Source organism: Limnohabitans sp. (assembly GCF_030158565.1).
GTDB lineage: Bacteria > Pseudomonadota > Gammaproteobacteria > Burkholderiales > Burkholderiaceae_C > Limnohabitans_A.
This window is the reverse complement of record NZ_JAOASQ010000019.1, coordinates 1-15,418: the sequence shown is the minus strand read 5'-3', so window position 1 is coordinate 15,418 and position 15,418 is coordinate 1. Positions and strand designations below refer to the sequence as shown.

Here is a 15,418-nt window from a genome sequence, read left to right as displayed (position 1 = left end):
GCGCATTGGGCTGACCAAACTGGGCATTGTGGGCTCGGAGCAGTTCGTCAACTGAGTCCACAACCCCATCCAAAGAAAAAGCCGCTCACAAGAGCGGCTTTTTTTTCGTTGGAAAATCCGGAGGATCAGTCTGCGTATTTGCCAGCGGCATCCACAGCGGCTTTGATCTTGACCATTTCGGCGGCCACGAACTTCTTGTGCTCTTCTGGCTCGACTCGCTTGTCATTCACCACCAAAGCGCCCAGGCCTTCGTTCTTCTTGACGAACTCAGGGTCTTTGAGTGCTTTCTTCAATGCGTCGTTGAGGGTTTTGGTCACAGCTGCCGGTGTACCTTTTGGCGCATACAGTCCGTGCCAGATGGTCAGGTTAAAGCCTTTGAGGCCCATTTCCTGCAGGCTCGGGTAGTGCTTGAGCACGGGGTGGTTGCTCAGTGGCTTGGCGGTGGTCACAGCGAATGCCTTGACGCGGCCCGACTCAATCTGTTGTGTGGTGTTGGTGGTCTGGTCACACATCACATCCACTTGCCCGCCAATCAAGGCGGTCATGGCTGGCGCTGTGCCACCAAACGGAATCGTGGTCATGGCGTCTTTAGACTGCAAAGACGACTGCCACAGCAAACCACAGATGTGCGATGCCGATCCCAAGCCAGCGTGCGCGATATTCAACTTACCGGCGTTGGCACGGATGTAGTTTTCGAAATCGCGGTACGTGTTGGCGGGCAACTGAGGCTTACCGATCAGGGTCATCGGCACATCGTTGACCATGCCCAAGAACTCGAAGTCTTCCAAAGGCTTGTAGGAAATTTTGCGGTACAGGGCAGGTGTCGCAGCCATACCGATATGGAACAACAGCAGTGTATGACCATCGGGTGCCGCCTTGGCCACCTTGCTCGCACCGATGGTGCCGCCTGCGCCTGCAGCGTTTTCAACCACAAAGTTGCTGCCGGGCACGTATTTGCGCATGGCTTCTGCCAAGTCACGGGCCACACGGTCTGTAGGACCGCCTGCAGCAAATGGCACCACAATGTTGATCGGCTTGGCGCCGGGGAAAGACTGGGCGTGAGCACCCACTGCAGCAGCTGCCAATGCAGCCAGAGCAAACCATTTCTTCATGTCGACACTCCTAAAAAGTGTCTCAAGTTTAAGCGTCCGAACAGGTGCTTGCATCGCGGGAATTACTTAGCGGTTTGCCCTAGTGATTCCCTGCAATAGACAAGGCCATTGAGGCCTTCTTCACTGGTAGCTGCGGGCGTCCTCGATGACCTTGCCGTCGTTGGGCAGGCTGCCCACGGCAACGAGCTGCACATCGCTGCGCAGTTTGGTCACGTCACGTACGGCATCGGCCATGCGGGCCTTCAGGCCTTCGTCAGCCGTGTGGGCAGTTTCCACACGCAGGGCCATCTGGTCATTGGCCATTTCGCCCGTCACCACCAAACGGGCTTTGCTGACCTCGGGGAAACGTTTCACAATCTCCGCCACCTGACCGGGGTGCACGAACATGCCACGCACCTTGGTGGTCTGGTCGGCACGGCCCATCCAGCCCTTGATGCGCTGGCCCGTGCGACCTGTGGGGCACTGGCCCGGCAAGATGGCCGACAGGTCACCCGTGCCGAAACGGATCAGCGGGTAGTCGGGGTTGAGGCTGGTCACGACCAGCTCGCCCACTTCGCCTTCGGGGACAGGATCGCCGGTGCCAGGGCGCACGATCTCGACGATCACGCCTTCGTCCAGCACCAGGCCTTCGCGGGCCGCGGTTTCATAAGCGATCAGGCCCAGATCGGCGGTGGCGTAGCACTGGTAACCGGCCACGCCGCGCTCGGCCATCCAGTCGCGCAAGCTGGGTGGGAACGCCTCACCGGACACCAGGGCCTTGGTCACGCTGGGCAAGATCACGCCTTGCTCGACGGCTTTCTCAATGATGATCTTCAAAAAACTGGGCGTGCCGATGTAGCCCGCTGGCTGCAGCTCGGCCATGGCACCCACTTGCTGCTCGGTCTGACCGGTGCCGCCGGGGAACACCGTGCAGCCCAGGGCATGCGCGCCGGTTTCCATCATCGAGCCCGCAGGCGTGAAGTGGTAGCTGAAGCTGTTGTGGATCAATTCGCCGGGACGAAAGCCCGCCGCAAACATGGCCCGCGCCATGCGCCAGTAATCACCTCGGGTGCCTTCGGGTTCGTAAATCGTGCCGGGGCTGGCGAACACGCGGGTCATGCCTTTGCCAAAACCCAGGGCGCTGAAACCACCGAACACATTGCCGCCTGCGGCACGGGCGGCTTTTTGACGCTCCAACAATTCGTATTTGCGAATCACAGGCAACTTCGCCAGCGCCGCACGGCTGTTGACACTGGCCGCATCCACGTCTTTGAGCAAATCGGCAAAGGCCGGTGCATGTGCTTTGGCGTGAGCGACCTGCGCGGGCAAAGCGGCCATCAACGCGGCTTCACGGACTTGCGGGTCGCGCGTTTCCAAGGCATCAAAGTGCTGGGACATGGGTTTCTTTCTGGGGTACTGCAGTGAGAAAGGATAAGGGTCAAGGCCTCAAGCCAACCAGCGCTTGCGGCGCTTGTAGCTCTTCACATCTTTGAAGCTCTTGCGCTCGCCACCGCCCACGCCCAGGTAGAACTCCTTGACGTCTTCATTGGTGCGCAGGTATTCGGCCGCACCGTCCATCACCACGCGACCCGACTCCATGATGTAGCCATAGTCGGCGTACTTCAGGGCCATGTTGGTGTTCTGCTCGGCGATCAAGAAGGTGACTTTTTCCTTCTCGTTCAAGTCTTTGACGATGTTGAACACCTCTTCCACGATCTGCGGGGCCAGGCCCATCGAGGGTTCGTCCAGCAAGACCATGTTGGGGTTGGACATCAGGGCGCGGCCAATGGCGCACATCTGCTGCTCACCGCCCGAGGTGTAGGCGGCCTGCGAGGTGCGGCGCGTTTTGAGACGGGGGAAGTAGTTGTAGACCTTTTCGAGGTTGGCCGCGATCTCGCCCTTGTCGGTGCGGGTGTAGCTGCCAGTCATCAGGTTTTCTTCGATGCTCAAGTGGGCAAAGCAGTGACGGCCTTCCATGACCTGCACCACACCGCGGTTGACCAAATCGGCTGGCGACAGGTTCTCGATGCGCTCGCCGCGCAACTCGATGGAGCCCTTGGTCACTTCGCCGCGTTCGCCTTTGAGCAAGTTGGAGATGGCGCGCAAAGTGGTGGTCTTGCCCGCGCCGTTGCCGCCCAACAGGGCCACGATGCCCTGCTCGGGCACTTGCAAGGACACCCCCTTGAGCACCAGGATGACGTGGTTGTAAATGACTTCAATGCCGTTGACGTTCAGAACAATGTTTTTTTCGCTCATGGTCTTTGCCTATTCAACTTTCCAGGGTTTGCCCAAATGAAAGCGCCGATCGAAACTCTTTCGAGGCTTTCATTTGGTGGCTGCAGCACCTCCATGCAGCAGCCACTGCCCCACCGCTTGCGCGGCGGGGTCGATGCCATCAAGACTGGCAGTCCGCAGCAGAGCGGCGTGTGATCTTCTTCTCGGCAGCGTACTTGTCAGCAGCGGTCTTCACCATGGGCTTGATGATTTGCTCATCGGCCTGGTACCAGTCGCTGGTGAATTCCCATTTGCTGCCGTTCCATGTGTGGATACGGGCCCAGTTAGCACCCATATGGTCAGCACACGAAGTGGAGATGGGGCGCAACACACCCTTGAAGCCCAGAGCATCCAGCTTAGGCTGAGTCAGGTTCAGGTTTTCATAACCCCAGCGTGCTTGCTCGCCGGTCACGACTTTGCCTTTGCCGTATTTCTCTTGGGCTTGACGCACACCTTCGACCGCGAACATGGCGCTGAACAAACCGCGCATGTACAGCACTTCACCCACTTCGTCCTTGGGGCCAGTGCCTTGGTTCTTGGCGTGCAATTTCTCCAGCACTTCCTTCACGATCGCAGAGCCCTTTTCGGTGCCGTGCTGCATGGTGATGGCGTTGTAGCCTTTGGCGCCCATGCCCACGTCTTTGACGTCAGGCTCAGCACCGGCCCACCACACGCCATAGATCTTTTCGCGGGGGTAACCGGTGGCTTGTGCTTCTTTGAGCAAGGTGGAGTTCATCACACCCCAGCCCCAGTTGACGACATAGTCAGGACGGCTTTGGCGGATTTGCAACCAGGTGGATTTTTGCTCCACGCCTGGGTGTGTCACGGGCAGCAAGCTCAGCTTGAAGCCACTCATGGCTGCATGCTCTTGCAAGATTGGGATGGCTTCCTTGCCAAACGGGCTGTCGTGGTAGACCAAAGCGATGTGCTTACCCTTGAGCTTGTCTGCACCGCCGAGTTTCTTGGCGATGTCTTGCATGATCACGTCGCCTGCCACCCAGTAGGTACCGGCCAAGGGGAAGTTCCACTTGAACACGCCGCCATCAGCCGATTCGCTGCGGCCGTAGCCTGCAGTGATCAATGGGATCTTGTCGTTGGGGGCTTTTTCGGTCAGCGCGAAAGTGATGCCGGTCGACAAAGGCTGGAACACGGTCGCGCCGCCATTCTTGCCTTTCAGACGCTCATAGCACTCCACACCACGGTCAGTGGCATAGCCGGTTTCGCACTCTTCGTACGACACCTTGACGCCGTTGATGCCACCGCGCGCATTGACCAGCTTGAGGTAATCAACGTAGCCGTTGGCAAAGGGCACGCCGTTGGGGGCGTAAGCGCCTGTGCGGTAGACCAGCACGGGGAAGAACTGCTCTTTGGTTTGGGCCGTGGCCACGGTGCTGACCAGCGCACTGGCAAGACCGGCAGCCGCCACCGTGGTGGCAAGGGCGAGTTGACGAAGTTTCATGGTTTGTCTCCTGTTAAAAATGGATCGAAGCACTTGGGGAAAATTTCAAATCAATGAGGGAAAGGCCAAAGGCGCAATTTTTGTTTGGCCACGGACCACAATTTGGCCAAGCCGTGCGGCTCGACGATCAGGAACCAGACGATCAAAGCACCAAAAATCATGTACTCGGCATGGGACACGGCAGCAGTCGAAATTTCGACACCGAATACAGCCCCCAATGCAGGCAGGAACTGGTTCAGGAAGATGGGCAAAATCACGATGAACGCAGCACCGAAGAAGCTGCCCATGATGGAGCCCATGCCACCGATGATGACCATAAACAGCAACTGGAAGGAGCGATCAATCGAGAACGCAGCGGGTTCCCACGAACCCAGGTGCACAAAGCCCCACAAGCCACCAGCCACACCCACGATGAACGAGCTGACTGCAAAAGCGCTGAGCTTGGCGTAGACCGGACGGATACCGATCACGGCTGCGGCCACATCCATATCGCGGATGGCCATCCACTCACGACCGATCGCCGAACGCACCAGGTTCTTGGCCAGCAAGCCAAAGACCACCAGGAACACCAGGCAAAACAGGTATTTTTCGAGCGGCGTGTTGATGCCAATGCCCATCACGTTCAAATTGGAGACGGACACCGAACCCGATGCGTTGTTGTTGGTGAACCAGCCCACGCGCAGGAAGGCCCAGTCACAAAAGAATTGGGCAGCCAAAGTCGCCACCGCCAGATAAAGGCCCTTGACGCGCAAACTGGGCACACCGAAGAAGATCCCCACCAAGGTTGCAAAAAAGCCGCCAGACAACAAGGCCAAGATCAGAGGCATGCCCTCAATACGGATGTACGTGTTGTAGGCCATATAGGCCCCCACCGCCATGAAGGCCCCTGAACCCAGGGAAATCTGGCCACAATAACCGACCAGGATGTTCACACCCAAAGCGGCCAGTGAGAGGATCAGGAATGGGATCAAGATGGCGCGGTACATGTACTCGTCGACCAGGAAAGGTACACCAACGAAGGCAAAGGCGATCAGCGCCAGAATCACCCAGCGGTCTTGTGCAATCGCAAAAATTTGCTGGTCTTTGCGGTACGTGGTTTTGAATTGACCGTTCTCTCTGTAAAACATGCTTTTTCTCCTTACACGCGGTCAATGATTTTTTCGCCGAACAGACCTTGTGGGCGGAACAGCAAGAACACGAGGGCCAACACGTAGGCGAACCAGATCTCGATGCCACCACCGACCATGGGGCCGATGTAAACCTCGGAGAGCTTCTCGCCCACACCGATGATCAGGCCACCGATGATGGCGCCAGGCACCGAAGTCAGCCCCCCCAAAATGATCACAGGCAAAGCACGCAGGGCCACGGTGGTCAGCGAGAACTGCACACCCATCTTGGAGCCCCAGATGATGCCGGCGACCAAAGCGGTGATACCGGCCACAAACCAGACGATGACCCAGATGCGGTTGAGCGGAATACCGATCGACTGCGCTGCTTGGTGGTCATCGGCCACCGCACGCAGGGCGCGGCCGGTGCTGGTCTTTTGGAAGAACAGCGACAGGACCACCACCAGCAAGGCAGCGATGCAAGCGGCATACACGTCTTCCAGGTTGATCATCACGCCGCCCTGGAAGATCGACTCGAACAGGAACACCGGATCTTTGGGCATGCCCACGTCGATCTTGTAAATGTCGCTGCCGAAAATCGTTTGACCCAGGCCGTCGAGGAAGTAGGTGATGCCCAAGGTGGCCATCAGCAAAGTCACGCCTTCCTGGTTGACCAGGTGACGCAAGACCAAGCGCTCGATGACCCAGGCCAGCACGAACATGATGCCCGCGGCCAGTACAAAGGCCACCAGGTTGCCCAGGAACTTGTCTTCAATGCCCAGCCAGCCAGGCGCCCATTCTGAAAAACGGGCCATGGCCAAAGCGGCAAACAGCACCATCGCGCCTTGCGCGAAGTTGAAGACACCGGAGGCCTTGAAAATCAACACAAAGCCGAGCGCCACCAGCGCGTACAGCATGCCTGCCATCAGGCCGCCAAAAAGAGCTTCCAGAAAAAATGCCATGTTCTTGTCTCCTCAGTGGCCAGTGCCAAGATAGGCACGGATCACGTCTTCGTTGTTGCGCACTTCTTCGGGTTCGCCGTCCCCGATCTTCTTGCCGTAGTCGAGCACGACCACGCGGTCAGAAATGTCCATCACCACACCCATGTCGTGCTCGATCAACACGATGGTCGTGCCGAACTCGTCGTTGACATCCAGGATGAAACGGCACATGTCCTGTTTTTCTTCCAGGTTCATACCGGCCATGGGCTCGTCGAGCAGCAAGACTTGCGGCTCCATCGCCAGCGCACGGCCCAAGTCCACGCGCTTTTGCAAACCGTAGGGCAACTGGCCCACAGGGGTTTTGCGGAAGGCCTGAATTTCCAGGAAGTCGATGATGTGCTCGACTTTTTCGCGGTGCGCTTCTTCTTCGCGCTGGGCCGGGCCCACGCGCAAGGCCTGCATCAGCAGGTTGCTTTTGATCTGCAGATTGCGGCCGGTCATGATGTTGTCGATCACGCTCATGCCCTTGAACAAAGCCAGGTTCTGGAAGGTGCGGGCAATGCCCATCTCGGCCACCTGGCGGCTGCTCATGTGGTCAAACTTCTGCCCACGGAAAGTGATCGAGCCTTCCTGCGGCGTGTACACACCGTTGATGCAGTTGAGCATCGAGCTCTTGCCAGCACCGTTGGGGCCAATGATCGAGCGGATCTCGTGCTCTTTGACGTTGAAAGAAATGTCGGTCAGCGCCTTGACGCCACCAAATCTCAGGCTGATGTTCTGGACGTCGAGGATGACGTCACCAATGACCTTGCTCATGCTGCTGCCTTCACAGGGGTGAATGTTTTTGCATCGGAAATCTTGAGCGTGGCGCTCACGCTGCCGGTGCGACCGTCTTCAAACTTGACGACGGTTTCAATGAACTGCTCGGCTTTGCCTTCATAAAGGCCATCGACCAGCGGCTTGTATTTGTCGGCGATGAAGCCGCGGCGAACCTTGTTGGTGCGTGTCAATTCACCGTCGTCAGCGTCCAGCTCCTTGTGCAGGATCAGGAAGCGGCTGACCTGACTGCCCGCCAGCAAAGCGTCTTCGGCCAGATCGGCATTGACCTTCTCGACGCAATCCTTGATCAGCTCGTACACCTCGGGCTTTTGGGCCAGATCGGTGTAGCCGGCATAGGGCAGGTTGCGGCGCTCGGCCCAGTTGCCCACAGCATCGAAGTCGATGTTGACCATCACGCAGGCTTTCTCGCGCTGATCGCCATACGCTACCACTTCCTTGACGAAGGGGAAGAACTTGAGTTTGTTCTCGACATACTTGGGCGCGAACATCGCGCCGTCATTGGCACCGCCCAGCAAGCGGCCCACGTCTTTCACGCGGTCGATGATCTTCAAGTGACCGTGGCTGTCGATGAAGCCCGCATCGCTGGTGTGGTACCAGCCGTCGGCGGTCAGCACTTCGGCCGTGGCTTCGGGGTTTTTGTAATAGCCTTTGAGCAAGCCAGGCGACTTGACCAAGATTTCACCGTTGTCGGCGACCTTGATTTCCACGCCCTTGCACGGCACGCCCACGGTGTCGGCACGCGCTTCGTTGTCGGGCTGCAGGCACACGAACACAGCGGTCTCGGTCGAGCCATACAACTGCTTGATGTTCACACCGATCGAGCGGAAGAAGGTGAACAAGTCCGGGCCAATCGCCTCGCCTGCGGTGTAGGCCACGCGCACGCGGCTGAAACCCATGTTGTTGCGCAAGGGGCCATAGACCATGAGGTTGCCCAGGCTGTACACCAAACGGTCCATCAGACCGACCGACTCGCCGTCCATCAAGGCGGGACCGACTTTCTTGGCCACGCCCATGAAGTAGTGAAACAGCTTTCGCTTGAAGTTGCCCGCATCTTCCATGCGGATCATGACGCTGGTGAGCATGCCCTCGAACACACGAGGCGGCGCGAAGTAGTAGGTGGGGCCAATCTCTTTCAGGTCGATGGTCACGGTGGCTCCCGACTCGGGGCAGTTGACCACGTAGCCACACACCAGCCACTGCGCGTAGCTGAAGATGTTCTGACCGATCCAGGCCGGTGGCATGTAGGCCAGCACGTCTTCGGCGCTGGTCAGCTTGTCAAACTCGGCGCCCGCGTCGGCACGGTCGATCAACGTGCCGTGTGTGTGCACCACGCCCTTGGGGTTGCCGGTGGTGCCCGATGTGAAGAACATCGCGGCCACATCGTCGCTCGTGCCTTTTTCCACCTCGAGGTGGAAAAACTGGGGATGCTGCGCCATGAAAACCTGACCGGCAGCGATCAACTCGTCCACCGAGCCCAAACCGTCTTCCACATAGTTGCGCAGACCACGTGGGTCGTCATAGACGATGTGCGTCAGCTGCGGGCATTGCTCGCGGGCTTCGAGCATCTTGTCGACCTGCTCCTGGTCTTCCACCACGCAAAAACGCACTTCGGCGTTGTTGATGGGGAATACGCACTCAAGCGCTGCGGCGTCCTGGTACAGGTTGACGGGAATGGCGCCCAGCGCCTGCGCCGCCAGCATGGTGGCGGACAAGCGGGGGCGGTTGGAGCCCACAATGACCATGTGCTCGCCGCGCTGCAAGCCAGCTTGGTGCAAGCCGCAGGCGATGGCCTCGACCAGTTTGGCCAGGTCTGACCACGGGGTGGTCTGCCAAATGCCATATTCTTTTTCACGCAAGGCCGGCGCGCTGGGGCGCTCGGCAGCATGCTTGAGCATCAATCGGGGAAACGTTGTTTGCATCACGTAGCCTGTCTCCAAAAGCGCTGCAGCAAAGGTGGCTGCAACTGAACTGATGTGGATAGTAGGCCCGCATTTGACGCCAAGTTGTCGTTCCGACGACAATTCAGGGAAGACCCCTATCACAACTGACCTGAGTCTGACACTTGCCATGGCCACCACACCCAGCGTTCACCAGCGCCGCCGCAGCCCGACCGCCGAAGAACTCACCAGCATCCCGTGGCTCAGTTTGCTGACGGCCAACGAGCGACAGCAGATCGAATCCGAACTGGTGGTCAGCGACCCACAGCCGGGTGACTACGTCTGCCGCGTTGGCCGGCCCGCCACCTACTGGTTTGGCGTGGTCTCGGGCCTGCTCAAGATGAGCAGCGACAACGAAAGCGGCCAGACCATGACCTTCACCGGCGTGCCGCCGGGTGGCTGGTTTGGCGAAGGCACAGCGCTCAAGCGCGAGGTCTACCGCTACAACATCCAGCCCCTGCGCGCCAGCGTGGTGGCGGGCTTGCCGGTGGACACTTTCCATTGGCTGATTGACCATTCGCTGGGTTTCAACCGCTTCATCATGAACCAGCTCAACGAGCGCTTGGGCCAATTCATCGCTGCCCGCGAACTGGACCGCATGAACAACCCCGAACTGCGCTTGGCCCGCAACCTGGCCACCTTGTTCAACCCGGTGCTGTTCTCGGGTGTGGGCGAGGTGCTGCGCATCACCCAGCAAGAGCTGGCCTATCTGGTGGGCCTGTCACGCCAGCGCGTGAACGAAGCGCTCAAGGTGCTCGAAGCACGGCAACTGATCCGCGTCGAATACGGCGGCCTGCGCATCCTGGACCTGCAAGGCCTGCGCAGCGCGCAGTTTCAATGAGCAAAACAGCGGACAATCGGTCAACTTCTTTTTGCCCCACCGAACCATGACCCAGCCCCCGGTTTTCAAACGCGCCCCCCGCCCCGAAGGCAAAGGCGAAACGGCCGCGCCCAGCGGCACCTCGCGCCTGAACAAACGCATGGCCGAGTTGCGCATGTGCTCGCGCCGCGAAGCCGATGCCTGGATCGAGCAAGGCTGGGTGTTCGTCAACGGCCAGCCCGCCAGCATGGGCCAGCAGGTCACGTTGTCGGATCGCATCACCATCGACAAAGCCGCCGAACAGCAACAAGACCGGCAAGTCACCATCTTGTTGCACAAGCCCATGGGCTATGTGAGCGGCCAGGCCGAAGACGGGCACGAACCGGCCATCACCCTGATCAACCCGCGCAGCCACTGGATGGGCGATCCCTCCAAGATGCGTTTCACACCACCGCACCTGCGGGGCCTGGCCCCAGCTGGACGCCTGGACATCGACTCCACCGGTTTGCTGGTGCTGACACAAGACGGCCGCGTGGCGCGCCAGTTGATCGGCGAAGACTCGGAGATGGAAAAAGAGTACTTGGTGCGCGTGGCCTACACCGGCCACGAAAACACCGCCGCCGCCACCGCCGCGTCGGCCACCTATGGCGGCAAAGCCAACCAGCTGACCACCATCGGTGACTTCGACCGCGTCAGCGCCAACGTGCAAGCCGTGTTTCCCAAGGCGCTGCTCGAGCGCCTGCGCCACGGCCTGAGCCTGGACGGCAAACCCCTCAAGCCCGCCAAAGTGGACTGGCAAAACCCCGAGCAGCTGCGCTTTGTGCTGACCGAAGGCAAAAAGCGCCAGATCCGCCGCATGTGCGAGCAAGTCGGCCTGAAAGTGGTGGGCCTCAAACGCATCCGCATGGGCGGCGTGCAGCTGGGCCAGATGCCGGCAGGGACCTGGCGCTACCTGGGGCCCAACGAGTCCTTCTGACCCCTCTTGAAACCCCACCAGACGCCCCCAACTGCGGGGCGTTTTGGTTTTTTGATCTTTTGTTTTTTACCCATCGAATTGATATGAGCAAACAAACCCATGCCTTTCAGGCCGAAGTCGCACAACTGCTGCACCTGGTCACGCACTCGCTGTATTCCAACCAGGAAATCTTCCTGCGCGAGCTGATCTCGAATGCCTCGGACGCCTGCGACAAGCTGCGCTTTGAAGCGCTGAACAACACCGGCCTGTATGAAGACGCGCCCGACTTGCAAGTGCGTTTGTCTTTCGACAAAGCCGCCAAGACACTGACCATCACCGACAACGGCATCGGCATGACCGCGCAAGAGGCCATTGACCACCTGGGCACGATCGCCAAGAGCGGCACCAAGGACTTCATGAGCAAGCTGAGCGGCGACCAGAAATCAGACGCGCAGCTGATTGGCCAGTTCGGTGTGGGCTTTTATTCGGGCTTCATCGTGGCGGAAAAAATCACTGTGGAAACCCGCCGCGCAGGTGCCAAGCCCGAAGACGGCGTGCGCTGGATCAGCGGTGGCACAGGCGACTTCGAGGTCGAGACCATCACCCGCGCCGAGCGCGGCACCAGCGTGATCCTGCACCTGCGCGAAGAAGCGCTGGAGTACGCCAACACCTGGAAGCTCAAGGAAATCGTCGGCAAATACTCCGACCACATCAGCCTGCCCATCTTGATGGAAAAGGAAGAGTGGAAAGACGGCGAGCTGATCGACCCCAACAACGAAGAAGCGGGCCGTCAGCCCGGCGGCATGGTCAAGACCGGCGAGTGGGAAACCATCAACAAGGCCAGCGCCCTGTGGACCCGCCCCAAGAAAGACATCACCGACGAGCAATACGCCGACTTCTACAAACAGATCAGCCGCGACTTTGAAGCCCCGCTGACCTGGACGCACAACCGCGTGGAAGGCAGCACCGAATACACCCAGCTGCTCTACATCCCGAGCAAGGCCCCGCAAGACCTGTGGAACCGCGACAAGAAGGCGGGCATCAAGCTGTACGTCAAGCGCGTGTTCATCATGGACGAAGCCGAAGCGCTGATGCCCAGCTACCTGCGTTTTGTGAAGGGCGTGGTGGACTCGGCCGACCTGCCGCTGAACGTAAGCCGCGAACTGCTGCAAGAAAGCCGCGACGTCAAAGCCATCCGCGAAGGCTGCACCAAGCGCGTGCTGTCGATGCTGGAAGACCTGGCCAAACACGACAAGGCACCTGAAAGCACGGACGGTGTGACGGATGTCTTGTCAGAAGAAGACAAAGCGAAGCTTGGCCAATATTCCAAGTTCTACGCCGAGTTCGGCGCGGTGCTGAAAGAAGGCCTGGGCGAAGACTTCGGCAACAAAGACCGTCTGTCCAAGCTGCTGCGTTTTGCATCGACCACCAGCGACACCGTGAGCGTGAGCTTTGCCGACTACAAAGCCCGCATGAAAGAAGGCCAGGACGCGATTTACTACATCACCGCCGACACCCTGGCGGCAGCCAAGAACAGCCCGCAGCTCGAAGTCTTCAAGAAAAAAGGCATCGAAGTCTTGCTCATGACCGACCGCGTGGACGAGTGGGCGCTGAACTTTGTGCACGAGTTCGACGGCACCCCGCTGCAAAGCGTGGCCAAGGGCGCGTTTGACTTGGGCAAGCTGCAAGACGAAGAAGAAAAGAAAGCCGCTGAAGACGCGGCCGAAACCTTCAAGCCCGTGCTGGCCAAACTGAAAGAAGCGCTGAAAGACAAAGCCGAAGACGTGCGCGTGACCAGCCGCCTGGTGGACAGCCCCGCCTGCCTGGTGGTGACCGACGACGGCATGAGCATGCAACTGGCCCGCATGCTCAAGCAAGCCGGGCAAAGCGCCCCCGAAGTCAAGCCTGTGCTGGAGGTCAACCCCGAGCACGCGCTGGTCAAAAAGCTCGACGGCTCGGTCCACTTCCACGACCTGGCCCACATCCTGTTTGACCAAGCCCTGCTGGCCGAAGGCGGCTTGCCTGCGGACCCTGCGGCTTATGTGAAGCGGGTGAATGCGCTGCTGAGCTGATCGCGCCCTGTCATCCCGGACCAATCTACACTGTCATCCCGGACCTGATCCGGGATCTATGCCCCCTTGCGTCATCCCGGACCCGATCCGGGATCTATGCAGACATGTGTCGCAGCCAAGGCACCGAAGATGGACCCCGGGTCAAGCCCGGGGTGACACATCAAACCCCGAAGTGACACATCACACCCCAAAGTCCCCCTGCGTCATCCCGGACCTGATCCGGGATCCATGCCCCCTTGCGTCATCCCGGACCCGATCCGGGATCCATGCAGACCTGTGTCGGAGCCAAGGCAACGAAGATGGACCCCGGGTCAAGCCCGGGGTGACACATCAACAGCTCTGAGACTCCTCAACAGCCCGAAGCGGCACATCAACAGCCCGGGGTGACACCTCCACGGTGCCTGCCCATCATCCAAGTCCAGTAACCGACAAGACAAGTCCTCCCCGGCTCATCGGCTAAATTGCCCCGGATGAACACCCTCCCCGCCGACCCTTCCTTCATCGATTCACGCCAAGCTGCCTGGCGATTGCTGGTCACGCTGGGGCTGGTGGTGCTGGGCAACAGCAGCATGTACATCGTCTCGGTGGTGTTGCCGGTGGTGCAGACCGAGTTTGGGGTGGGCCGGGCCGATGCCTCGCTGCCTTACACGCTGATGATGATCAGCCTGGGCTTGGGCGGATTGCTCACGGGCCGCATGGCCGACCGGCATGGACTGATGCCGGTGCTGTGGGTAGGCGCTTTGGCCGTGTGCGGGGGCTTTGTCTGGGCGGGCCTGTCGGGCAGCATCTGGGCCTTTGGACTGGCGCATGCGCTGATGGGTTTCATCGGCAGTTCATCGACCTTTGCGCCGCTGATGGCCGACACCGCTTTGTGGTGGAACCGCCGCCGGGGCATTGCGGTGGCCATTTGCGCCAGCGGCAATTACATCGCGGGCACGATTTGGCCGCCCTTGGTGCAACGCGGCATCGAGACTTTGGGCTGGCGTCAGACCTACATCATGCTGGGCGTCTTTTGCGGCGTGGGCATGTTCTTGCTGGCCACACGCATGCGCCAGCGCCCTCCGCTGGTGACGCTGGCACCGGCCAACGCCGCAGCGCCTGTGCTGGACCGCAGTCGGCCGTTTGGCCTCAAGCCTTCTGTGGCGCAGGGTTTGCTGTGTGTGGCGGGTGTGGCGTGTTGTGTGGCCATGTCCATGCCGCAGGTGCACATCGTGGCCTATTGCACCGACCTGGGTTTTGGCGCGGCACGCGGGGCCGAGATGCTCTCGCTCATGCTGGCCAGTGGCATCGTCAGCCGCTTGGTGTTTGGCGTGATCAGCGACCGCATTGGGGGCATCCGCACTTTGCTGCTGGGCTCCATGCTGCAAGGCGTGGCGCTGTTGATGTTTTTGCCTTTTGACGGCTTGGTGCCGCTGTACCTGGTGTCGGCCATGTTTGGCCTGTTTCAAGGCGGCATCGTGCCGGCCTACGCGATCATCATCCGCGAACACTTTGACCCCAAAGAAGCCGGCGCCCGGGTGGGCGCCGTCATCATGGCCACGCTGCTGGGCATGGCCTTGGGGGGTTGGATGTCCGGCTGGGTGTTCGATGTGACCGGCAGTTACCACGCGGCCTTTTTGAATGGCATCGCGTGGAACCTGCTCAACCTGTGCATCGCCAGCTGGCTGTTTTGGCGGGTGCGTCAGGCGGGCTGAAACACACCGGCCAGCTGCACCGAGCGGCTGGCTTCTTGCACTACGTTGCCCACCATGTCGGCCGTCACAGCCGACAGCGTCCAGCCCAGGTGGCCGTGGCCGGTGTTGTAGAACACGTTGGCTTTGCTGCCGCGACCGACGCGGGGCATCATGTTGGGCATCATGGGGCGCAGGCCGGCCCATGGCACCACCGAGCGGGTGTTGATCTTGGGGAAGCACTGCTCCACCC

The 15,418-nt window shown here is 59.9% G+C and carries 13 protein-coding genes; 4 read left to right on the top strand and 9 right to left on the bottom strand.

What is annotated here, in order from left to right:
• Positions 1-125 precede the first annotated feature (125 nt).
• The 8 genes from Q1W40_RS03050 to Q1W40_RS03015 all read right to left on the bottom strand — a co-directional run bounded on the left by Q1W40_RS03050 (position 126) and on the right by Q1W40_RS03015 (position 9,630).
• The gene (locus Q1W40_RS03050) at positions 126-1,112 is read right to left on the bottom strand and encodes a tripartite tricarboxylate transporter substrate-binding protein (RefSeq protein WP_300708745.1); all 987 of its coding nucleotides are present in this window, start codon (positions 1,110-1,112) and stop codon (positions 126-128) included.
• A gap of 120 nt (positions 1,113-1,232) precedes the next feature.
• The gene (locus tag Q1W40_RS03045; protein ID WP_300708743.1) at positions 1,233-2,489 is read right to left on the bottom strand and encodes an AMP-binding protein; all 1,257 of its coding nucleotides are present in this window, start codon (positions 2,487-2,489) and stop codon (positions 1,233-1,235) included.
• 48 nt (positions 2,490-2,537) lie between these two features.
• Positions 2,538-3,347, bottom strand: coding sequence for an ABC transporter ATP-binding protein (locus tag Q1W40_RS03040; protein WP_108326976.1), 810 nt, complete (start codon positions 3,345-3,347; stop codon positions 2,538-2,540).
• A 139-nt stretch (positions 3,348-3,486) separates the two neighbouring features.
• Entirely contained in the window at positions 3,487-4,824 is a 1,338-nt protein-coding gene (locus tag Q1W40_RS03035) for an ABC transporter substrate-binding protein (protein WP_300708741.1), read from the bottom strand.
• 50 nt (positions 4,825-4,874) lie between these two features.
• A complete protein-coding gene (locus Q1W40_RS03030) occupies positions 4,875-5,951 on the bottom strand; it encodes a branched-chain amino acid ABC transporter permease (protein WP_300708739.1) in 1,077 nt (358 codons plus the stop codon).
• An 11-nt stretch (positions 5,952-5,962) separates the two neighbouring features.
• Entirely contained in the window at positions 5,963-6,892 is a 930-nt protein-coding gene (locus Q1W40_RS03025) for a branched-chain amino acid ABC transporter permease (RefSeq protein ID WP_108326979.1), read from the bottom strand.
• A 12-nt stretch (positions 6,893-6,904) separates the two neighbouring features.
• Positions 6,905-7,687, bottom strand: a complete 783-nt coding sequence (locus Q1W40_RS03020) for an ABC transporter ATP-binding protein (RefSeq protein ID WP_108326980.1) — start codon at positions 7,685-7,687, stop codon at positions 6,905-6,907.
• On the bottom strand, positions 7,684-9,630 hold the full coding sequence (locus tag Q1W40_RS03015) for an AMP-binding protein (protein ID WP_300708733.1): 1,947 nt from the start codon (positions 9,628-9,630) through the stop codon (positions 7,684-7,686). Before Q1W40_RS03015 ends, Q1W40_RS03020 begins: the two co-directional genes overlap by 4 nt.
• 148 nt (positions 9,631-9,778) lie before the next feature.
• Here Q1W40_RS03015 and Q1W40_RS03010 point away from each other — a divergent pair, with 148 nt between their 5' ends.
• The 4 genes from Q1W40_RS03010 to Q1W40_RS02995 all read left to right on the top strand — a co-directional run bounded on the left by Q1W40_RS03010 (position 9,779) and on the right by Q1W40_RS02995 (position 15,189).
• On the top strand, positions 9,779-10,489 hold the full coding sequence (locus Q1W40_RS03010; protein ID WP_300708731.1) for a Crp/Fnr family transcriptional regulator: 711 nt from the start codon (positions 9,779-9,781) through the stop codon (positions 10,487-10,489).
• Between the two features lie 46 nt (positions 10,490-10,535).
• Positions 10,536-11,444 carry a pseudouridine synthase gene (locus tag Q1W40_RS03005; protein ID WP_300708730.1) on the top strand — a complete coding sequence of 303 codons (909 nt, stop codon included), beginning with the start codon at positions 10,536-10,538 and terminating at the stop codon, positions 11,442-11,444.
• An 83-nt stretch (positions 11,445-11,527) separates the two neighbouring features.
• A complete protein-coding gene (gene htpG / locus Q1W40_RS03000) occupies positions 11,528-13,495 on the top strand; it encodes a molecular chaperone HtpG (protein WP_300708728.1) in 1,968 nt (655 codons plus the stop codon).
• A 470-nt stretch (positions 13,496-13,965) separates the two neighbouring features.
• Positions 13,966-15,189 carry an MFS transporter gene (locus tag Q1W40_RS02995; protein ID WP_300708726.1) on the top strand — a complete coding sequence of 408 codons (1,224 nt, stop codon included), beginning with the start codon at positions 13,966-13,968 and terminating at the stop codon, positions 15,187-15,189.
• On the opposite strand, the gene Q1W40_RS02990 is transcribed toward Q1W40_RS02995, so the two are convergent.
• The coding region (locus Q1W40_RS02990) for an FAD-dependent oxidoreductase (RefSeq protein ID WP_300708725.1) at positions 15,177-15,418 on the bottom strand (242 nt) is incomplete at its 5' end. The genes Q1W40_RS02995 and Q1W40_RS02990 overlap by 13 nt on opposite strands.